Source organism: Stomatobaculum longum, from assembly GCA_000242235.1.
Lineage (GTDB): Bacteria > Bacillota > Clostridia > Lachnospirales > Lachnospiraceae > Moryella > Moryella longum.
The window spans coordinates 228,756-246,250 of the sequence record JH590863.1 but is presented as its reverse complement, the minus strand read 5'-3'; the positions used below and the strand labels follow the sequence as shown (position 1 = coordinate 246,250).

General features: G+C 45.7%; 24 protein-coding genes and 2 pseudogenes. 7 read left to right on the top strand and 19 right to left on the bottom strand.

All coding sequences use genetic code 11. From position 1 onward, the window contains the following. Positions 1 to 61: 61 nt before the first annotated feature. From HMPREF9623_RS06935 to HMPREF9623_RS06920, 4 genes are all read right to left on the bottom strand, one after another. Entirely contained in the window at positions 62 to 934 is an 873-nt protein-coding gene (locus tag HMPREF9623_RS06935) for an acyl-CoA thioester hydrolase/BAAT C-terminal domain-containing protein (RefSeq protein ID WP_009533182.1), read from the bottom strand. Between the two features lie 515 nt (positions 935 to 1,449). Then, the gene (locus tag HMPREF9623_RS06930; protein WP_009533181.1) at positions 1,450 to 2,613 is read right to left on the bottom strand and encodes a Fic family protein; all 1,164 of its coding nucleotides are present in this window, start codon (positions 2,611 to 2,613) and stop codon (positions 1,450 to 1,452) included. A gap of 36 nt (positions 2,614 to 2,649) precedes the next feature. Next, a complete protein-coding gene (locus tag HMPREF9623_RS11190) occupies positions 2,650 to 2,805 on the bottom strand; it encodes a hypothetical protein (RefSeq protein WP_195891212.1) in 156 nt (51 codons plus the stop codon). A 92-nt stretch (positions 2,806 to 2,897) separates the two neighbouring features. Beyond that, entirely contained in the window at positions 2,898 to 3,380 is a 483-nt protein-coding gene (locus HMPREF9623_RS06920; protein WP_009533180.1) for a GNAT family N-acetyltransferase, read from the bottom strand. Between the two features lie 142 nt (positions 3,381 to 3,522). Here HMPREF9623_RS06920 and HMPREF9623_RS06915 point away from each other — a divergent pair, with 142 nt between their 5' ends. Next, on the top strand, positions 3,523 to 3,687 hold the full coding sequence (locus tag HMPREF9623_RS06915; RefSeq protein WP_009533179.1) for a hypothetical protein: 165 nt from the start codon (positions 3,523 to 3,525) through the stop codon (positions 3,685 to 3,687). A 69-nt stretch (positions 3,688 to 3,756) separates the two neighbouring features. On the opposite strand, the gene HMPREF9623_RS06910 is transcribed toward HMPREF9623_RS06915, so the two are convergent. From HMPREF9623_RS06910 to HMPREF9623_RS12090, 3 genes are all read right to left on the bottom strand, one after another. After that, positions 3,757 to 4,323 (bottom strand): GrpB family protein, encoded by a 567-nt coding sequence (locus HMPREF9623_RS06910; RefSeq protein WP_009533178.1) that lies wholly within the window; start codon positions 4,321 to 4,323, stop codon positions 3,757 to 3,759. 227 nt (positions 4,324 to 4,550) lie between these two features. After that, entirely contained in the window at positions 4,551 to 4,736 is a 186-nt protein-coding gene (locus tag HMPREF9623_RS12095; RefSeq protein ID WP_195891211.1) for a resolvase, read from the bottom strand. Between the two features lie 87 nt (positions 4,737 to 4,823). After that, positions 4,824 to 5,066, bottom strand: a complete 243-nt coding sequence (locus HMPREF9623_RS12090; RefSeq protein WP_330362070.1) for a hypothetical protein — start codon at positions 5,064 to 5,066, stop codon at positions 4,824 to 4,826. 301 nt (positions 5,067 to 5,367) lie between these two features. Between HMPREF9623_RS12090 and HMPREF9623_RS11480 the strand changes: the two genes are divergently transcribed. Beyond that, positions 5,368 to 5,727: an ATP-binding protein gene (locus HMPREF9623_RS11480; RefSeq protein ID WP_154646131.1), complete on the top strand. Its 360-nt coding sequence runs from the start codon at positions 5,368 to 5,370 to the stop codon at positions 5,725 to 5,727. Positions 5,728 to 6,148: 421 nt separating this feature from the next. Here the strand turns inward: HMPREF9623_RS11480 and HMPREF9623_RS06890 are convergent, their stop codons facing one another. The 7 genes and pseudogenes from HMPREF9623_RS06890 to HMPREF9623_RS11835 form a co-directional block, all read right to left on the bottom strand. Continuing rightward, positions 6,149 to 6,475 (bottom strand): TfoX/Sxy family protein, encoded by a 327-nt coding sequence (locus tag HMPREF9623_RS06890; protein ID WP_009533176.1) that lies wholly within the window; start codon positions 6,473 to 6,475, stop codon positions 6,149 to 6,151. 12 nt (positions 6,476 to 6,487) lie between these two features. Further along, complete coding sequence (locus HMPREF9623_RS06885) at positions 6,488 to 7,234, bottom strand: N-acetyltransferase (protein WP_009533175.1); 747 nt, start codon at positions 7,232 to 7,234, stop codon at positions 6,488 to 6,490. A 19-nt stretch (positions 7,235 to 7,253) separates the two neighbouring features. Next, positions 7,254 to 8,133, bottom strand: a pseudogene (locus HMPREF9623_RS12155) (radical SAM protein). 4 nt (positions 8,134 to 8,137) lie between these two features. Then, complete coding sequence (locus HMPREF9623_RS06875) at positions 8,138 to 8,770, bottom strand: GyrI-like domain-containing protein (RefSeq protein ID WP_009533172.1); 633 nt, start codon at positions 8,768 to 8,770, stop codon at positions 8,138 to 8,140. A gap of 6 nt (positions 8,771 to 8,776) precedes the next feature. After that, positions 8,777 to 9,193 carry a VOC family protein gene (locus tag HMPREF9623_RS06870; protein WP_009533171.1) on the bottom strand — a complete coding sequence of 139 codons (417 nt, stop codon included), beginning with the start codon at positions 9,191 to 9,193 and terminating at the stop codon, positions 8,777 to 8,779. Then, the gene (locus HMPREF9623_RS06865; RefSeq protein WP_009533170.1) at positions 9,190 to 10,110 is read right to left on the bottom strand and encodes a helix-turn-helix transcriptional regulator; all 921 of its coding nucleotides are present in this window, start codon (positions 10,108 to 10,110) and stop codon (positions 9,190 to 9,192) included. Before HMPREF9623_RS06865 ends, HMPREF9623_RS06870 begins: the two co-directional genes overlap by 4 nt. Before the next feature lie 293 nt (positions 10,111 to 10,403). After that, a complete protein-coding gene (locus tag HMPREF9623_RS11835) occupies positions 10,404 to 10,751 on the bottom strand; it encodes a CHC2 zinc finger domain-containing protein (protein ID WP_009533169.1) in 348 nt (115 codons plus the stop codon). Between the two features lie 291 nt (positions 10,752 to 11,042). Here HMPREF9623_RS11835 and HMPREF9623_RS06855 point away from each other — a divergent pair, with 291 nt between their 5' ends. Genes HMPREF9623_RS06855 through HMPREF9623_RS06835 form a run of 5 tightly spaced genes read left to right on the top strand, consistent with a single transcriptional unit; the run spans position 11,043 to position 13,057 of the window. Then, positions 11,043 to 11,321: a type II toxin-antitoxin system RelB/DinJ family antitoxin gene (locus tag HMPREF9623_RS06855; RefSeq protein ID WP_009533168.1), complete on the top strand. Its 279-nt coding sequence runs from the start codon at positions 11,043 to 11,045 to the stop codon at positions 11,319 to 11,321. After that, positions 11,322 to 11,747 (top strand): putative toxin-antitoxin system toxin component, PIN family, encoded by a 426-nt coding sequence (locus tag HMPREF9623_RS06850; protein WP_009533167.1) that lies wholly within the window; start codon positions 11,322 to 11,324, stop codon positions 11,745 to 11,747. Between the two features lie 40 nt (positions 11,748 to 11,787). Beyond that, the gene (locus tag HMPREF9623_RS06845) at positions 11,788 to 11,967 is read left to right on the top strand and encodes a hypothetical protein (protein WP_040799883.1); all 180 of its coding nucleotides are present in this window, start codon (positions 11,788 to 11,790) and stop codon (positions 11,965 to 11,967) included. A gap of 45 nt (positions 11,968 to 12,012) precedes the next feature. After that, the gene (locus tag HMPREF9623_RS06840) at positions 12,013 to 12,486 is read left to right on the top strand and encodes a hypothetical protein (RefSeq protein ID WP_040799880.1); all 474 of its coding nucleotides are present in this window, start codon (positions 12,013 to 12,015) and stop codon (positions 12,484 to 12,486) included. After that, positions 12,476 to 13,057: a sigma factor-like helix-turn-helix DNA-binding protein gene (locus HMPREF9623_RS06835; protein ID WP_009533165.1), complete on the top strand. Its 582-nt coding sequence runs from the start codon at positions 12,476 to 12,478 to the stop codon at positions 13,055 to 13,057. Before HMPREF9623_RS06840 ends, HMPREF9623_RS06835 begins: the two co-directional genes overlap by 11 nt. 506 nt (positions 13,058 to 13,563) lie before the next feature. On the opposite strand, the gene HMPREF9623_RS06830 is transcribed toward HMPREF9623_RS06835, so the two are convergent. From HMPREF9623_RS06830 to HMPREF9623_RS11720, 5 genes and pseudogenes are all read right to left on the bottom strand, one after another. Continuing rightward, complete coding sequence (locus HMPREF9623_RS06830; protein WP_009533164.1) at positions 13,564 to 14,448, bottom strand: SIR2 family NAD-dependent protein deacylase; 885 nt, start codon at positions 14,446 to 14,448, stop codon at positions 13,564 to 13,566. A 194-nt stretch (positions 14,449 to 14,642) separates the two neighbouring features. Then, positions 14,643 to 15,562: pseudogene (locus tag HMPREF9623_RS06825) on the bottom strand (DUF1848 domain-containing protein). Beyond that, positions 15,559 to 16,428, bottom strand: a complete 870-nt coding sequence (locus HMPREF9623_RS06820; RefSeq protein WP_009533161.1) for a nitroreductase family protein — start codon at positions 16,426 to 16,428, stop codon at positions 15,559 to 15,561. Before HMPREF9623_RS06820 ends, HMPREF9623_RS06825 begins: the two are co-directional and overlap by 4 nt. Further along, positions 16,425 to 17,027: a nitroreductase family protein gene (locus HMPREF9623_RS06815; RefSeq protein ID WP_009533160.1), complete on the bottom strand. Its 603-nt coding sequence runs from the start codon at positions 17,025 to 17,027 to the stop codon at positions 16,425 to 16,427. The genes HMPREF9623_RS06820 and HMPREF9623_RS06815 overlap by 4 nt, the downstream gene beginning before the upstream one ends. 223 nt (positions 17,028 to 17,250) lie before the next feature. After that, the gene (locus tag HMPREF9623_RS11720; RefSeq protein WP_009533158.1) at positions 17,251 to 17,466 is read right to left on the bottom strand and encodes a hypothetical protein; all 216 of its coding nucleotides are present in this window, start codon (positions 17,464 to 17,466) and stop codon (positions 17,251 to 17,253) included. Between the last annotated feature and the right edge of the window lie 29 nt (positions 17,467 to 17,495).

Below are 17,495 nucleotides of genomic sequence, written 5' to 3'. Positions count from 1 at the left end.
GGATATAAAGTGTTTTGTTTACTTCCTCCGTTTCTTTTCCTCAGCAAATCTCGATTTATCTTTACCAGTGATTTTGAATGAAGTCAATCACTTTAGAAGTAATATCTGCTCTGTCGGCTGCACATTCATTCGGGTATTTTCGTTCTGTCTTGAAGAGAAGTTTTAACAATCCTTCGTTTCTTCTCATCGAGATAGCAAAGTGACTGATATATTGGTACTTCAGATTCATTATTTCGTAAGGAAAGTTATGGTCTAACAGATATTCTTTTATATAATCAGCCTGTTGAACGGAAGGCCACACTGTGTCTGCTTCTGTTGATATGAGGAGAATAGGACCTTGGATTCTTTCCATGGGAATGATAGCCTCAGATCCAATATCCTTATTTGTATTATAATCCAGAATATTAAATTCACGATGAGCGATAAACTGTTTTATCACATTGAATTGTTTTATTTTATAGGGAACATAGTTCAAACTTTTTCTCTGATATGACCAGCAGGAATCACCAGATGTCCTCTTTTTCCCGATCATGCCCTCACTGACAAAATAAGAAGGGACACGTGCTATGACACAGCTGATGTCTTCAAACATTGATGCCGCAAGCAGGGCGTATTCCGATCCTTTGGATATACCATCCACTGCAATCTTTTTATAACCTTGATCTTTAAGATATCGAATCGCATTTTCAACATACTCCAACGGTACTTTATCCAGAAACTTTCCCGTATCAATTCCTGCAAACAGCGTGACTCCTAAGGCAGATATGCCGTTTTGTCTGTAGTAATAGGCCATTGTATCACTGGTCGAAGAACCCCCCTCACTACCGGAAAAGGTAATGACGACTTTTTCCTTTTCTATGGCATCATAAAGATGTCCTTCTAAACCTTGTTCAGCTATTGTAAGTATACGATCTGCATCTGTATTTTGTCTCATTCTGATTTTACTTCCTTACAGATAGGTATTTATTTATCTAAGGGAACCTTCAAATAACGCCTTCTGTTAGTCTGTGTCACTTTATTCCACAATCCCTTATCCACAAGATCATTCAGAAGTCTTCTCGTCATCGCGCCTTTCAGTCCGATCATATCTGCCACTCGATCTGCTACTTTATCTGACGGAGTTTCGTCCTCCTGCATCTGCTCGTAGTTCAAATTAGGCAATGCTACAAGGAACTGAGACCGGTCTGAATAATAGACAGAGCCCTGTCTTGTGATATGATCACGAATTCAAAGTTCAGGCTGTCAAGCTTGCCAGGGAAATCGGTCAGGCGAAGGCGGCGAGAGAACTGGGAAATCCCAAAGAACACTCTGTATACCTGGGGGTGGGCTACACGGATTGGAAATCCGGATCTCGGTTCCGGCTTACAGACGCCTCAAAGCGCCATGACTCTGAATCAGGAAATCTGAAGGCGTCGATATCCCAAGCGAGCGTATAGTTTACCGCATGATTCAAGAAAACAGAATGAAGCGATACTTTCCTTTCCCCTGACCGCTGACCGCTTCAACAATGCCGCTCTTTCGCATTTTCATCAGAAGTTCGGACGCTCCGGAAGCTTTTAAACCAAGCACCTTCATGACTTCTGTTCGTCCGAAAACCGCTCCCTCCGGGAATGCTTCCCTAAGTTTCCGTATGTTTCCGGCTGTTTTTGGCAAGAACTCGGCCATAATGTCCGGTTTCGCTGCTCCAATGTCCGGTTTTTTCTCGTCAATATCCGGTCTTTCCGATTCAATGTCCGGTTTTACTTCCCCAATGTCCGGTTTTTTCGTCCCAATGTCCGGTTTCATTGCCTCGTCGTTTGACCAACTGATATGCAAGGTCCGGTTCCGAAGCGGGTGATGCTCATTCAACAAGAGATTGCGCAGAAAGAGTTCCAGAAATGCTGTCGTCTCATGAATTCCTTTTTTTAGATCGTTATAATTTGCCCGGACAAGTGCATTACGAAAATACCAAGCATTTTCGGCAAAAACGTCGTTCGTAACCTCAAACCCTAAGGTACTCAGATATTTGATAAAAAATACCGCTGTCACCCTGGTATTTCCCTCTCCGAATATATGAATTTGCCAAAGTCTCGAAAGAAATCCCGCGAGATGGCGAATCATCTCATCCATCGACAGCCCCTTGTATGAGAAGTTTCTTTCTTCGGAAAAATCATAGTCCAAGGTTACTCTCAGTTCTGTTACACTGCCGTAAAGAACGCTTGCACCATCAAGAACCCATTCCTGTTTGGTAATGTTATAGTCCCTGAGGCGCCCCGCATGAGAATAAATCCCAGCAAATAATTTTCGATGGATTGAAATGTATTCCTGCGGTGTGAAACTGAACGCCTTTTCCGAAAGAAGTTCCGCAATTCTGACAGAAACCTTATCCGCCTCCTCGGTACGATCTTCGAAGTTACGCGAAGGATGCTCTTCATAGTAGCTCTGTAACAGGGCCTTGGCCTCTTGAAAGGATATCTCTCCTTCAATATTCCGAGCAGCCGTATGCAACAAATAGTCGGAGATTTTTAGTCCGTCTACTGCCTGAAGACCGATTCCTATCCGCCATGCATAGCCTTTTTCACGTTTGCCCGACTCGGAATCCCGCATATATTCTTGAAACGGGTCCTGGTTCACAGTTCTTCACCTCCCTCACAAAGACCAAATGAGTACCTATTCCTCGATTCGATAAATCCGATCCCCGCGATTCCCAAGATACAAAATTGCGGATACCGGTGCTTTTTCTGCTTCCCAGAGCCACCCGCTATAGGTCGTCGTATTGCCGAAATAGCCCTCGGTCATGATTTCAAATTCTGCATTTCCATACACATCCATAAACTCCCGCAGAGAAATAGATTTGCCGGCAAAGCTTGTTACATTCTCTTGTATTATTCTTCCGTGAACTTACTTTTTGTTTTGCGCTACAGCTTTAAAGCGGCAATGATCTCTTCTCCGTCCTTATCACCTGTTTCAACAAAGCCAAACGAGCTATACAGTTGGCGAGCGACATCATTTTCAGGCTCATATGATAGCCAACAATATTCTGCTGCTCCGCAAGGAAAAGTCTTTATAAAGTTCAGGGCAAGCTGAATTGCCTTCCTGCCAAACCCTTTCCCCTGATAATTTCTGTCTATCATAAGCCGCCACAGATTATAATTTCCTTGAGCTATCTTAGGTGCGTCATCCCAGCAGTCATTGACCCCAAATCCTATCATCAAAAATTCCACAGGTACACCAGCGTTATATACAGCAAACGGAAAAGCATAGCCATTTCCGCTAATCATAGTGTAAGCTTCAATAATACTGATATCATTGGAAGCAACGAAGTTTTTCTGATCGTCAGATACTCTAAGCTTTAAAATATCCCATACATTTTTTCCATTGATCTTTTCTAATCTAAGCATACGATTTATCCCAACCTACTCTATTTTTTCTATTATATATTAATGATACAACAAACAGGACTACAATACCATCGCGACGAGATCTCCCAACCCGAGAACAAAAAGAAAAGGTTGCCTTCGACAGCCCCGCCGCAAGGAAGCCATGAAGCGAATCAGAGCGCTGCAGGACTTTATCGCCGGTCAGGAAAGCGAAGTCACAGAGTTTGATGAGGCTCTGGTCAAAAAGCTCATCATGAAGATCACCATCTTTGCCAAGCACTTCACCGTGGAATTCAAGTCCGGCATCACAATCGATCTCGAAGCATAAAGCAAGGAGCCCTTACTACCGATAAGGGCAGTGTGGGGGTCTTGATCTTTTTTGTAATAAGTGAATTTGTCAATATCGGCCTCTATATTCCTTTCTTGCTTCAGCCGTCCATCTAGATATGAAATCTGTCTTTGCATTTGTATAAGCATCTCGATTATGTTCATATTGTTTCCAGAGCTGGAGCTTCAATATTTCATATTCTTTTGCCACTTCAGGATGGTCATTTAAATAATCGCGGAAGTATAGTTCATCATTGTCTCCGGCATATCGCAGATGGATATGATACACCTTGTCCGCAAATCCATTTTTAGTATATCCCTTATTAAGGGAAATCCGGTCTACTCTAGCGGACATGATGGTAAAGCCGTTCTGTTCCAATATCCTTGCCATATCTTTCAAGCTATTGCTCTCAGGTATTTCGACCAGCACATCAACAATATTCTTTGCCCATATCCCTTTAATCGTTGTGCTTCCGATGTGGCTGATTCTATGAATGGGAAAGCCTGCGAACAGATTCTGCAGCAAAATTTCAATCTCTTTGTAGTCATCTGCCCACTTATCAATATGCTCGACAAGAAAGATTGGAAACAGCTCCCATAGTTCTTCTAAAGTCATTTCTGATAATTCTTTTTCCATAAATTTCAACTCTCCAAACATCGAGTTGCCGTTCTGACATCTGTCTCACAGCCAAAACTTCTCAACATCTAACTCGACAACTCAACATAGTAACATCTATCGTGGCAACTCAACTCTCACACTTTGTCCCCAACTGCCTTTGGATCAGTTGCTACAGAGCATTTTGTCTGCCCGATGCCAAATTTGCTTGATAGCCCAAAAGCCGCAGTATTATTGGGCTTTCTAGGCTATTTTCCTTCGACCCTTGACATCAAACATACCGTCTCCACATGCTCTTCATTGTCCAAACCATTTCCCACTGGTAATTTCATATCATGATCAATAATTGGCAACCGGAAGGTAATGGACTTCAGCCATTGTCCATTGGGCTGACGATCCTCATAGATCTGTATCTCCTCGATCAGTGTTTCCATGAGCTTACGTTTTTCTTCTTCACTCATCAAAGCATACAGTCTATCAAAATACATCAGAATCTTATAGATATTGTCCCCGCTTACTTTCTAGGACTCGATTGCCTGCCGTTTTGCCTTTGCATCAATCAGGCTCTGTTCCTGCTCATCAATCTTATCATACATACGGTATAACCGATCGTCCAGGTCTGCCTCGCGGCGCTTATAATGCTTTTCGTCCGGGTACAGCATCTCGATCTCTTCCAAGGTTTTACGTTTCACAGCATAGGACTGTTTTAGCTGTTTCTCCAGAGCTTTTATCTCCTGATCAATGGCCTCGGTATCCACCTTCATATTTATCTTTTCCTGCATCAGTGAGGCAAATCTCGGATTAGCTACCAGCTTCGTGATCACCTCAACAACCGCCGCATCAAGCGTCTCTTCACGGATCTGCTTTTTATAATCACATTTGTGGCCCCTGGTCATCGATCTGTGCTTTGGTGCTGGGAGTCAAGCCTACTGGACAATTTTCTATCCATAATATAATTATCCAGTAGTATTGGACGGAATCAGCTTCATGCGCTAAAATGTCCAGTAGGATCGAGGACAGCGGTATTCTGCCAAGTCCAAACGCGAACTGGAATACTATCTCAAAGTGTATGATAAAGATGTGGCCTTAAACTCCATCCGCATCATGAATAATCGTTACGATCTCACCCACAACTTCGCGAATGTCGTTTATAACGAACTCCTCTATATGGGCTATCATCTCCAGGTATATCACTGTGGTTCTCAGGAAATTGATTTCGTGGCGAATAAGGGTAATAAGCAATACTATATTCAGGTTGCCTATTCTGTGGCTGAAGAGAAAGCCTACGAAAGGGAATTTGGGGCTTTTGCAAAACCGGACAATTCTTGTCAGAAAATCGTGATCACAAATGATGATATTGATTTCATCACCAGTACTGTACGTCATATTCGCTTTCGGGATTTCGTGCAGATGGATAAAATATGATATGAGGCCATGATCGCCGGTGATCTTCTCCACGACAGGGAAGATACTGCCGCACATTTTCACTTGAGCAATAGCCGCGCAAAAGGTATCGCAAAAAACCGCTTTCCACAGTGTCCGCAAGGAGCTTCATTGGTAAAAATCTCATTGTTTGATTTTCGTATACCTCTATCCTCAAGCAGCACGGAATCGGCGACGTGATCGTTGTCACTTCGCCGATTCCTTTCGTGCCGTTCAAACGTCTACTTCCACTAGGAAGCGACCTTTTCCCGTAACAATGCAAAACAGCAGCCTGTACATCTAAGGGGCACACGCTGCTGTTTTGCTGCCGACTTTCGGATAAAGATATAACAACATTAGACTTTCGGTGAAAGTCGTGTGTCAAAAGGAACGCTGTCCCCTTTGGAATCCTCTTCCACGAAACCTATAGTTTCTTTGAATTCTTCCTTTTCTTCTCCGGCAGTTCTTCCCACATGCTCTCTACCAGCTCACACAGGAATTCCCGGTTATCAACATCATCCACCAGGATCATCTCTTTCGCCCCATCATAAGGAAACTCCATTGATGCGTCCGACATCAGCTTCACCGCCACCGGAACAGGCTTAACCAGAAGCCTGTCATCATAAATGCCGCCGAACACTCTGTCGCGATAATAAAGGATATATTCACCCATCATCGCCCGAAAGCTAACTTCATCAAGTTCTGACAGCTGCTCTAAGACGAAATCCAGATACTCTTTCGTTGATGCCATACCGTTTTCCTCCTATCCGTTGACAAGTTTCAGGAACTTCTTATCACTCATCTGCTCATTCGTAACATATTCCCCATCATGAAACAAAGCATAATTCGTAATCGGAGTCGGAGCATTTTGCGCCTCATCTCTGTTTTCTATATGAATCGCCCGGAATAGGATACCTTTCTCTTCAGCTGCCTGCTCCAAGATCGGAACATACTTTGCATTGAATGGACACTGGCTCGTGTAATATAGAACATAGCCGCCTTCATCAATTTGCGGATGCTTTGCACACTCTCTGAATGACGGAATATCGGCACCATCCTCAAACGGCAGATACCAAAGCTGAATACCATTATCAGCTTCATCACCCACGATAAAACCCTTGTACTTAAGGAACTTCGGATCAGCCAAAAACGGCTTTTTCTTTGTAGCACATAGAATGCAAAGTCCCTTCTTCCCCTTTTCTTTACTATCCTCGATGCAGGCATTTAACAAATCTGTAGCGTATCCATGCCCCTTGAAAGAACCGGACACCCACAGACAGTCAATATACATATACCCATCCGCCTCTATCGGAATCCAAGCGTTTTCCGCCGGTATATATTCGATAAAGCACTTGCCGCGCTCCACACTCTTCAGAAAAACAAGTCCTTCATCAAACCGGTCAGCCAGCCAAGCCTTCTTTGAAGATACCTGCACATCCTTGTTGTTGGAAATCGCACAGCAAATGTGTTCCTTTTCCAAATTGTCCTTTGTTACCCTGATATACTCCATATAATCAGCCTCTCTCGCTTTATAGATCAAATATACTCATCTGCGGATACTTGTCAGGCAGTTCCTGCATAAATCTGAAACACTCATCCGGAGTTGACAGAATTCCATTATCCTTACAGATTCTCTGAAATATCCCTGTCAATTTTTTTGCATTCGGGCTTGGCAGTTCATACGCATTCCCGTACCGTTTAATGTAGCATTCTTTCATTCCTGGAAAATACTTGTCAAGCGCTGCATAATAGTATTCCCTGTCTCCTTCCCGAAGTGTCAGCCCCATGCCGAAATCAATAATGCCCTTTACCCCGACTCTTACACACTCATTCAGAATTACTGTGATGTTATTCTCAGTATCATTGATAAAAGGCAGAATCGGCGTAAGCCAGACAATCATTGGAATACCATTCTTACGCATTTCTTCCAGCACTTCAATCCGTCGCTTGGTATTGCAGACATTCGGCTCCAATATTCGACACAGGCCATCATCGGCGGTTGTAAGCGTCATCTGCACCACGCATTTTGCAGACCTGTTAATCTCTGATAGCAAGTTGATATCCCGAAGTATACGGTCAGATTTTGTCTGAATTGCAACCCCAAAACCATTTTCCAGAATAAATTTCCAGGCATCGCCCTGTCAGACTTAAGTTCTCTTCACAGTGCATATACGGATCTGACATCGCGCCTGTTCCAATCATGCACTTTTTTCTTTTCGACTTCAGCACCTTTTCCAGGAGCTCCGGTGCGTTCTGCTTCACCTCGATATCTTCAAAAGGATGCGTGAACTGATAACACCTGCTCCTACTGTCACAGTAAATACAACCGTGAGTACACCCCCGGTAAATATTCATTCCATAGTATCCGCCGCTGCCGGTCAAAATCCCTTTTGCATCAATGAAATGCATTTTATCAGCTCCCCTTTACCTTAATCGGATGCCTGATCACGGTCTTCAGCTTCTCGGGAGCAACCTTCCTTGCATCACTCAGATAAATTTCATGATGCAGCCGCTTGTCTGTGATATCCAGCTCATAACCTTGCTGTTCCATGAACTCATGCATCATGGCAACCGTAGCAGGCTCATCATCATAAGAACCAAAATGCATACACTGAACGCATAACCCTTCTTCTACCGTTAGGAACTCAACCTTAATGAAATCCTGCTTTTTCGTGGCCTCATTAACAGCCCATAGGAAATCATCCTCTGTCACAAAGTCAGGAAGGCGGATCACAGAAATCCAATAGAAATCTTCCTTGTGTGCATAGTCAATTCCATCCACGCCATCCTGCCACCAGAATCCTTCCAGAGGTGGAACAACATAATCGAAGTATCCTTCAATCCGATGGTCGCCCTTCTTGCTCATCTTAATTGTAAAGGCAATTCCATATAACAATCCAATAGCCTGCTTATATTCACCATCCTCCTGATTCGGATCTCCTGTTCCTCGCACGGCGATATAATTTATACTTGGTACAGTCACGATGCTAGGCTTATTCTTCGGCATGTAAAGTTCTTTGTATTCCTTCTTGAAATCAAACGCCACCTTGTTCTACCTCCCTGCATCCTTCTCTTCAAAAGGCTTATTCCAGGAACCGATCTCGATAAGATTCCCTTCCGGATCAGCAATATAGCAGGTTCTCTGTCCCCATGGTTCCAATTCAGGTTCTAATACCGGTGTTGCCCCGTTCTCTACCGCATTTTTGAACGCAACATCCACTTCTTCAAAGGTATCTACATACAGAGCAATCTCGGAATGACCATTCAGCCCCTTGATATACTCATATCTTCGATTTGTCATTTTCTCAAAGTCCTTGCGTCCATACAGAAGGAACAAAGTCCCATCCTTCACAAGATACACATTGGAAGTATCCTCTGCTTCCTTGCATTCAAATCCAAGCACATCCCTATAGAAGCGAATCATCTTCGCCATATCCTCAACCAATAGTCCAAAACCGTCTAATCTCATAACGCCGCGTCCTCCTTGTAGATTTTTGTCATTTTCTGCACCATACTTGCTATCTTTTCTCTTGCCTCCACCGGTTCAAGCAACTCAGCTTTATCTCCGAAAGTCATAATCCACGTAACCAAATTCTCGATGTCTGAATAATCCGCTATAAAGAGAAGCCTGCCATCATTGTTCTGTGTAAAGCTTGAAGGGCCAAACTCTTCTACCAGCCTCCATTTCTGATCTGCTTCAAACAATGCTTTAACCTTTATCTCTCCCGGAAAGATTTTCTCGTTGGAAAGATCCGGTACTGATGCCTCTCTGCATTCAAACACCTCGTCTGTTCCGCGGACGTTATCCATGCGGTTCAGCTTGAATAGCCTGAAATCCTTCCTTTTCAGGCACCAGCCCCACAGATACCAACTCGACCATCGGAACACCAGATAATATGGTTCAAGCGTCCGCTCACTTTCACCTGAGGGGGCATAATACCGGAACTTGATCAAATGCCTGTCTCCGATCGCATCCTGTATGGCCTCTATCTTAGGAGCAAGCGAATCCCGGTACCACGATGACAGATCTATCAGAAGGGAATCCCTGCCGACGATAAACGCAGAGGATCTCGCCTGAATCTTTTCCATCAGCTGTCTGTAATAACTGCTTCCGCTTACGCTATCCAGACTACGCAGCCCAGCAAGAATCATCTGCATATCCTTTGATGTCAGGATTGTTCTGTCCATCCGGTATCCGTCCATAATGCTGATGCCGCCACCGGTTCCTTGTGCTGTACGGATAGGAATGCCAGCCTTGCAAAGATCTTCGATATCACGATTTATTGTTCTCTTTGAAACCTCAAACCGTTCTGCCAGCTCCGGTGCCGTAGTTTTCTCTTCCTGTAACAGCACCGACAGTATTCCGATCAACCTGTCTATCTTCATTCTGCTCACGCTCCGTATATATCATATCGCGCCAAACACGACAACTGTATGTCATGTTAATTGTAATGCTTTCAAATAAATTCGCAACGAAAAAACAGCTGACAGAAACGAGAAATTCCATCAGCTGCAAAATTATCACTGTTTAAGTAATCGTCTTATTCAATCATCTGAAAATGCTTCAGAGCCTCTTCAATCGCCTTTTCTTTCTCTTCCGGGCATCTCGGATGCCTGCTGTCCTCGGACTTCGGCTTGTTGTGGTTCTCCCTCTCGATGATCCCATGCTTCCGCTTTACCTATGCTATATTCAGGTTTGTTACACGGAATCCATAGTTTTCCCGCACCCAGTTCCGAATCTCTGCGTAGGTCGCTTTACTCTCCGCCGCCGTCAGATCCATTTCATCCATTTCGACCTTCACACTGATGTGAGACTTCGCTTCAGAAAATTTGGACAAAAGACACACCGTCTCGCCGTGAACACCACAACCGAAGCAGTAATAATAATCCTGATTTAGCTTCAGACCGGGGATCCGATCATCGTGAAAGAGGCACCTAGCCATCCCATGCCGGTTCGCCACAATGCCATACCTCTTTGCAGCATCCGGAACGCTCACGTTCGCTTTTACAGTTTCAAACAGGTCCATAATCGAGTTCCTCCTTTGTTTGTTTCTGGATTTCTGATCCTGATGTCTTATACGGAGAAAATCGGCTAGACATGAAAAATTGGGCGAAATTGGGATTTGGAAGAGATGGTCGAGAGAAATATTGCAAATTTGCAAGAGAGTCGGTTTTGGGGGACAGATTATACAGTAAGCTTTTAACACAAAACCATCCGATTAATACATTTGTAGTCGTACGATTGCAATCGTTTACTTTATGTGCTATGCTGAATATAAACAATATCGACACGCTTACAGTGATTGGAGGTAATAGAGATGGCAAGTTCATTGGTTCAGTTCAGAACAGAGGATACCGAAAAAATAAAGGCCGTTCAAATTCTTGACAGGTTGGGACTCTCCCTGCCGTCATATCTCAGGATGTGTGTATCAAGATTGAATCAGGAAAATGGAATTCCCTTCAGCATGAAGCTGGATCCTGAACCCAATCCCAGCATTCGTGCATTAAATCGCGCCAACCGTATTGCAGAGGAATATGGAATCTCTGATATGACTCTGGAAGAAATCAATGCTGAGATTACAGAAGCGAGGAAGTAAATGCCCGTGAAATATTTTGCGGTTATTGACACCAATGTTCTTGTTTCTGCAGTCTTAAAGCAGAAATCTGTCCCGGGCAGCATAATCGAACTTGCCTTTGACGGACCTATCACCCCTGTATTGAACGAAGATATTGAAGCTGAGTATAGAAAAGTGCTATTAAGGCCTAAGTTTCATCTTACTGAGGATATCGTGAATGACATCATCGATACTTTCCATCAGCGCGGCCTGTATATCGATAGTGAGGCGATTGATATTGATCTTCCTGATCCCAAAGACAGGGTTTTCTATGAAGTCGTTATGGAAGAGCGTAAAGACGAGGATGCCTATCTCGTTACCGGCAATATCCGTCATTTTCCTACAGCCCCCTTTATTGTCACTCCAAGACAGATGCTTGATATTATCTTGAAAGATCAGGAAGGATAAATATTATCAAACCGCAAGAATTCGCAGGAAAGAGACGCAGATGGCTAATGCATGGCTTCCCGGTGATACGCGGCAACGCATCCAGGATCTGATCAAAGGCAATAACACTACACAAGCCGATCTCGCAGAAATCATCGGTCTTATGATATTGAGGAGCTGGGGTTATCAGCAGAAACGGCAAAACTTCTTTACACCGGAAAACTGGATTCCCGTGTGCTAAATCTGCTGCTGGAGAATCCTCGTTTCCCGCAGCTCCTGGCTTTCTTTGCTGGCACGCTATCAAAACGAAATTGTAAAATCCGGCATCGCCGCTATGAACCAGCAGCTCACTTTCACCAATTCCCTGCTTCTGGAACAGGCCGAATGTGTTCCGGACAGTGCTGACGCTGCCACTCAGCTCGCATCTGATCTCAGCGACATCCGCATGCCGGTAATCAATGCAGATACAAGCGCCATCCAGAATCTTTTTATGTTAATTGTCAAAGATATCAAATTGCAGGGAGAGGCTATTGCTGCGGATAGTAATGCAGTCACTGCAGAAGTGCTGCAGTGTCTGCGTGAAGAACTTTCAAAAGGACAGGATTCTCTCGATCTCAGAAAAATAACAGCAGAAGGACTGACAACAGCCGTCATGCGTGCGATTTCGATTGCGGATATTTCCGAAGATACTCTGCATTGTATCGGTTACGCATACAAAAAGGTACTTGATGAAATGAGGGAAGCAATCCATGACGAATGAGCAGCTCTGTTCACTCGTCCGGGAGGGAGATAAAGTCGCTGAATCTGCTCTGATCGAAAACATTCTGCCGTCCATCCGGATCACTGCCGCAAAAATCAAAAAGCGTCATTCCGGCATCATGCTCGAAAAAGATGATCTGGTGCAGGACGCCATGATCGGAGTGCTTCGTGCCGTCAAGACATATGACGCGGATACCGGAAACCGGTTCCTGAACCTATGCACAGACAATTGCAGAAAATGCGATGATGGATTCAGTATTTTCAGTTTTGATGCCCCGCCACCCGGGCTCGATGCAGAAGCAAATATAACTTATGCAGACATCATTCCGGACGATTACACAAAAAATCCAGAACAGCTTTTCATCAGAAAAGAGACCATTACAGAAGTCAGAAATGCCCTTGAAACAATCTCCGATCGTGAGCGCACATATCTTCATTATCGCTTCGGTTTTCTCGATTATGAGCATCATGACCAAAGTGAAACAACAGCGCATTTTCATCTCAGCCTGAGCCGTGCCAGAAGTACAGAAAGAACTGCTCTGGGCAATGTCCGTCGTGCCCTCCCCGGGTGATAATGTGCCACTTCATTTTTGATATACCTCTATTCCGCAGCCCGTGACGGTACAGGTTCCGTGACATTCGTCACATCGCCTGTACCTTTTCTCTGCTCAGGAATGCTCCTTCCAGGGAAGCAACCTTTCGCACATCTCGCGGCAAAGCCGCTTCGATGTACGTTGGCCGTCGAATGTGCACTCGTGCGAGCACGATTCACTCTCTCCGGCCTTATCGCGCAAAATATAGGAATGGATCGTGCTTCGATGGGGCACTCTCCATTTCCGTATTCGGTCTGCTTCATAAAGGTATAACACACTAGACTTTCCTACGGAAAATCGTGTGCCAACAGGGATGCTCGCGCCCCTATTGGAAATCCAGCGACAAAAGGAATATTCCCTTTGCAATCCCTCATTTCCCTCGCAGGTGCATATACAAACTACAAAAGGCAGCTTGCATTGCCTGATCTGAAAATGCAAAAGAAAGCAGTTCTATCACACAATACGCGCATGGTAGAACTGCTTTTTTATGGAATCGCAACATCGTACAAGCTCTGTAAAACCTGTCCGATATCTGCATCTATACAGACAGACCGCTTTTCAAGCCCCTGCATACAAACCGCCTGCCCTTGATTGATACAGATGTAGATTGCATTTGGATTTTTCGCTGTCATCTGCAGGAAGGGATACTTGATGATGACAGGCGTGTTGTAGCCGACCCCCAATTCCAGAAAGAGAATTTTTCCGCCTGTACGGGTCCGGAGAAAATTCTCATACCGCTCCGCCGCCCTATGCCATCCCTCGTCCTCCGCAAATCTATCATCGCTGCGAAGGTTCATGGTCAGCGGTTTCCCACAGTGGGGGCATACGGGAAGCAGCTCTGTCGGGATTTTCATGTTGTCCTGCCGTTCTATCATCTCCCGAATGACCGCTTCGTTCTCAAAGGTTTCCTGACAGCACGGCTCACTGCACTGAAACAGACCATAATCCCCCTGCGTGTAGAACAGCCGCTTTTTGTCAAAGCCAGCTTTCTGAAAGCAGTGATCCACATTGGTCGTGATCACGAAATAGTCCTTGTCGGCAACCAAGTTCAAAAGAGTTTCATAGACCGGTTTCGGGGCATCCATATAGCGGTTGATGTAGATATACCGGCTCCAGTACGCCCAATGCTCCTCCGGCGTGGCAAAGGGATAAAAGCCGCCGGAATACATATCCTTGATACCATACTTTGCCGCAAAGTCGGAAAAGTATTTTTCAAACCGTTCGCCGCTGTAAATGAATCCGGCCGAGGCGGAAAGTCCTGCTCCGGCACCGATTACCACAGTATCCGCCTCGCTGAGGGCTGCCTGTAAATTCTTAATTTGCGTCGCGTAAGCGGGCGTAGCTTTCTTTGTCCATATCTTTGATAACATTGTAGATCTCTTTCTTTTCACCTGTTTTTCGATTCATAAACCGGCTCACCGTTTCCATATCAATCTGCGCGCCGGTTCCAAGCAAGCGCGATTGCAGGAGGCCGGAATATGCATATCTCGATATTCTGTTTTCTCTTTCAAAAGCTAGCGGTTCAGAAACAAGCGCCGTTCTGACCGCTTCATAAGAGCAACCCTCAGAACAATGAGATTTGCCGATTGATGTACGACTCCTGCCGAACTTCTATGATTTTATCCCCTTTGCGGAAACCGCCGATTAAGAACGGCGAAGCCGGATCATGCAGCTTCACATTCTGTTCTACCGTTCTACGGTCGTAATTGGCATAACAGTAGATGCAGCCGTGCGGACAGCTGTTATACATTCCGATGTCGGCTCCTAAGAGGCAGCTGCACTGAGCGCGGGGAGATTTTTTCTTCTTTGGCACCGTCAGCTGACAGTCGGCTGCTGCTTCCAGCACTGCTTTTGTCATGCAGCCGGAAACATCCACGCCGCATTGTGCAAGCGATGCATTCTCACAGCAGGTACGAATCGGGATACCGTACTTTGCGCCGATTTCCGCAAACCGTGCGGCAAGGTATTTCTGCTCCTGTTCCGTCACTGCCCGTGCCGCCGGGAAATTCCGCTTTGTCTTTTCATACAAGTCGAGAAAGCTGATAACACAGAAGCCCACCCGGTTTTGCAGTGCGGAGGCCATCTTTTCAAAGGCTTGCAGATGATACTCTGCGGAGTATTTTTCTGTGATGAAAATGGGATCGTAGCGCCAGGCGACCGCTTTTGTCCCGACTTCCGCCGGATGGATTCCGACACAGTTCTTTTGTACGGTACATTGGGTTCGATCTCCTTGCCGTAAGGCGTCAGCGTGACAAACCAGAACTGCCGGAAACGGTCAAGCTCCGCAAGCCGCGGCAGCATTGGCGCAGGATTTTTGGTACAGAAGCAGAGAATATCCACAAGCTCCGGATCAAGGCGATACTTCAAGACCTGATTCGGGCGATAGGGATTGCGTGTGCATACATAGCCGGCATTGATACGATTATAGAACCATCGACTGTAATATGCCGGAATGTCCGTCCGACAACCGGTGTTTAAGATCATCTCTCTGTATATCTATGGATTCTTCCGGAGCAGTCTTTCTGTACACCTCTGGCATACGGGATCTCCGGATACCCAAATCCCACAATTAACCGCATATAATGATCTGCCGGAATTCCCATCATATCTCTCGCCACGGGGGCCAGCTGTTCGATGACTTCCGCCGGGTAACTCATAATGATGGTGCCGAGGCCAAAGCTATTGGCAAGCAGCTCAAAATAGGCAGTTGCCAAATCACAGTTGATTTTCATATCCTCACCCCATTTTCCGGTCTGCTTTGCATGAGCAATAAAAAGATGCGGTGCCCCGCAGAACAACATATCATCCTTGCGAATACTTTGCTCCGATTCCTTCATTTTTGCATAATAAAAATCATCAAAGCTGTCCGTGTAAATATGCCGTTTGGCATTCTTCTCCATGATTTTATATACGATACGACGGATTTCTTCGACTCTATCCTTATCGTCAATGACAGTATACTCCACGCTACAGCAATTTCCGCCTGTGGGAGCTGCCGCCATGGACTTGAGCATTCTCGTAATGAGGGCAGGATTCACATTTTTCTTCTGATAGCGGCGGCAGGAGCGGCGGTTCGCAATCAGCTCCTCCATGTAAGTCCCCATTTCCTTGGGAGGAGGCGGCAGGGAATCTTCAGCTTTCTTACCAAAGATAGAAACAGCACCGGTGGGACAAACAGCAAGACAATGTTGACACCGCCAGCAACCACGCCAGCCGTACCGTTCAAAAGGCTGCATCTCCGGAACGCCATCTGACCGCGCTTTCAAAACCATCCCGGCGCAAACATTGATACAGCGACCGCAGCGGATGCACTTATCCGGATTGACTTCAAAACGAGGATCGATTTTCATTCTTTTCCTTCTCCGATCCGGATGATTCGCCCCTCTTTTCGAGGCTTTGCGGTGGGGTGCTTGTCACCCTCACGCGGATATCCCAAGAGAAGCTGCATAATAGCGTAGTGATCGGTGGGTATATTCCACTGCCGCAACATTTCCTGTCCGTAAGGATGGTCAAAGGCCGTCCATCCCTGTCCGATATAGCAGGAACCGATACCCAAGGTGTCTGCCGCCAGCATCATATTTTCAGCTGCCAGCGCGCAGTCCTCAGCCGAAAACAGAAAGTTCTTCGGTGCGAACATGGTGATTACGGCGGGGGCATCGTAAAAAGCATTTGTCAGCTTGGGGTCATCCGCAATACTCGGCTGCTCACGGGAAACAAAGCTCGTTTCCGTCGCCATACAGGGATGAGAATTGGCCCGCTTAATCTTGCCGAGGCGCTCATTTACCTCTTTATCCTGACAAACGGCAAACAGTACACCTTGCCGTCCGCCTGCGCTCGGGGCATATAGCCCGGCTTGCAATATCTGCTGTAAGGCGGTTTCTTCAATCTGCTTCGGCGCGAATCGTCGGATGGAACGGCGGTGAAGAATGGTATTCATGACTTCGTTCATGCTTGTACCTCCCTATCGAATTTGTTGCTCAAGCTGTAGTTCCGGTGGGGCAAGCCGTCCGTAAAGGAATTGAACTCGGCCCATGCTTCGGTCAGATAGTAGGCTACTACAAGCTCCCGTTGCTCTCCGAATTGCGAAGTCAGCACCGGGCTTTCCGCAAAGCAGCGGTTTACAATGGCGGGGTCCTTGGTGAAATTGACTTTACCGCCCAGCCGTACATAGCTCATCGTTTCCGGGTCACAGATACAGAGCTGAAGATAACGGTGTCAAAATACAAAACACCGTCCTCTTCGAACTTGAACGCAAGGGGGCGAATCTGCGGCTTGCCGTCCAACCCAAGCGTCGTTCCGTATTGCAGGGAGAAACGGTCAAAGGTTTTTGTGAGAACGCGCAGACCGTCCTCATAATCCAGTGACTGAAAAAACTCCAAGTTCGTCATGGCACGCCCTCCTTTTGGGTAGCTGCTGT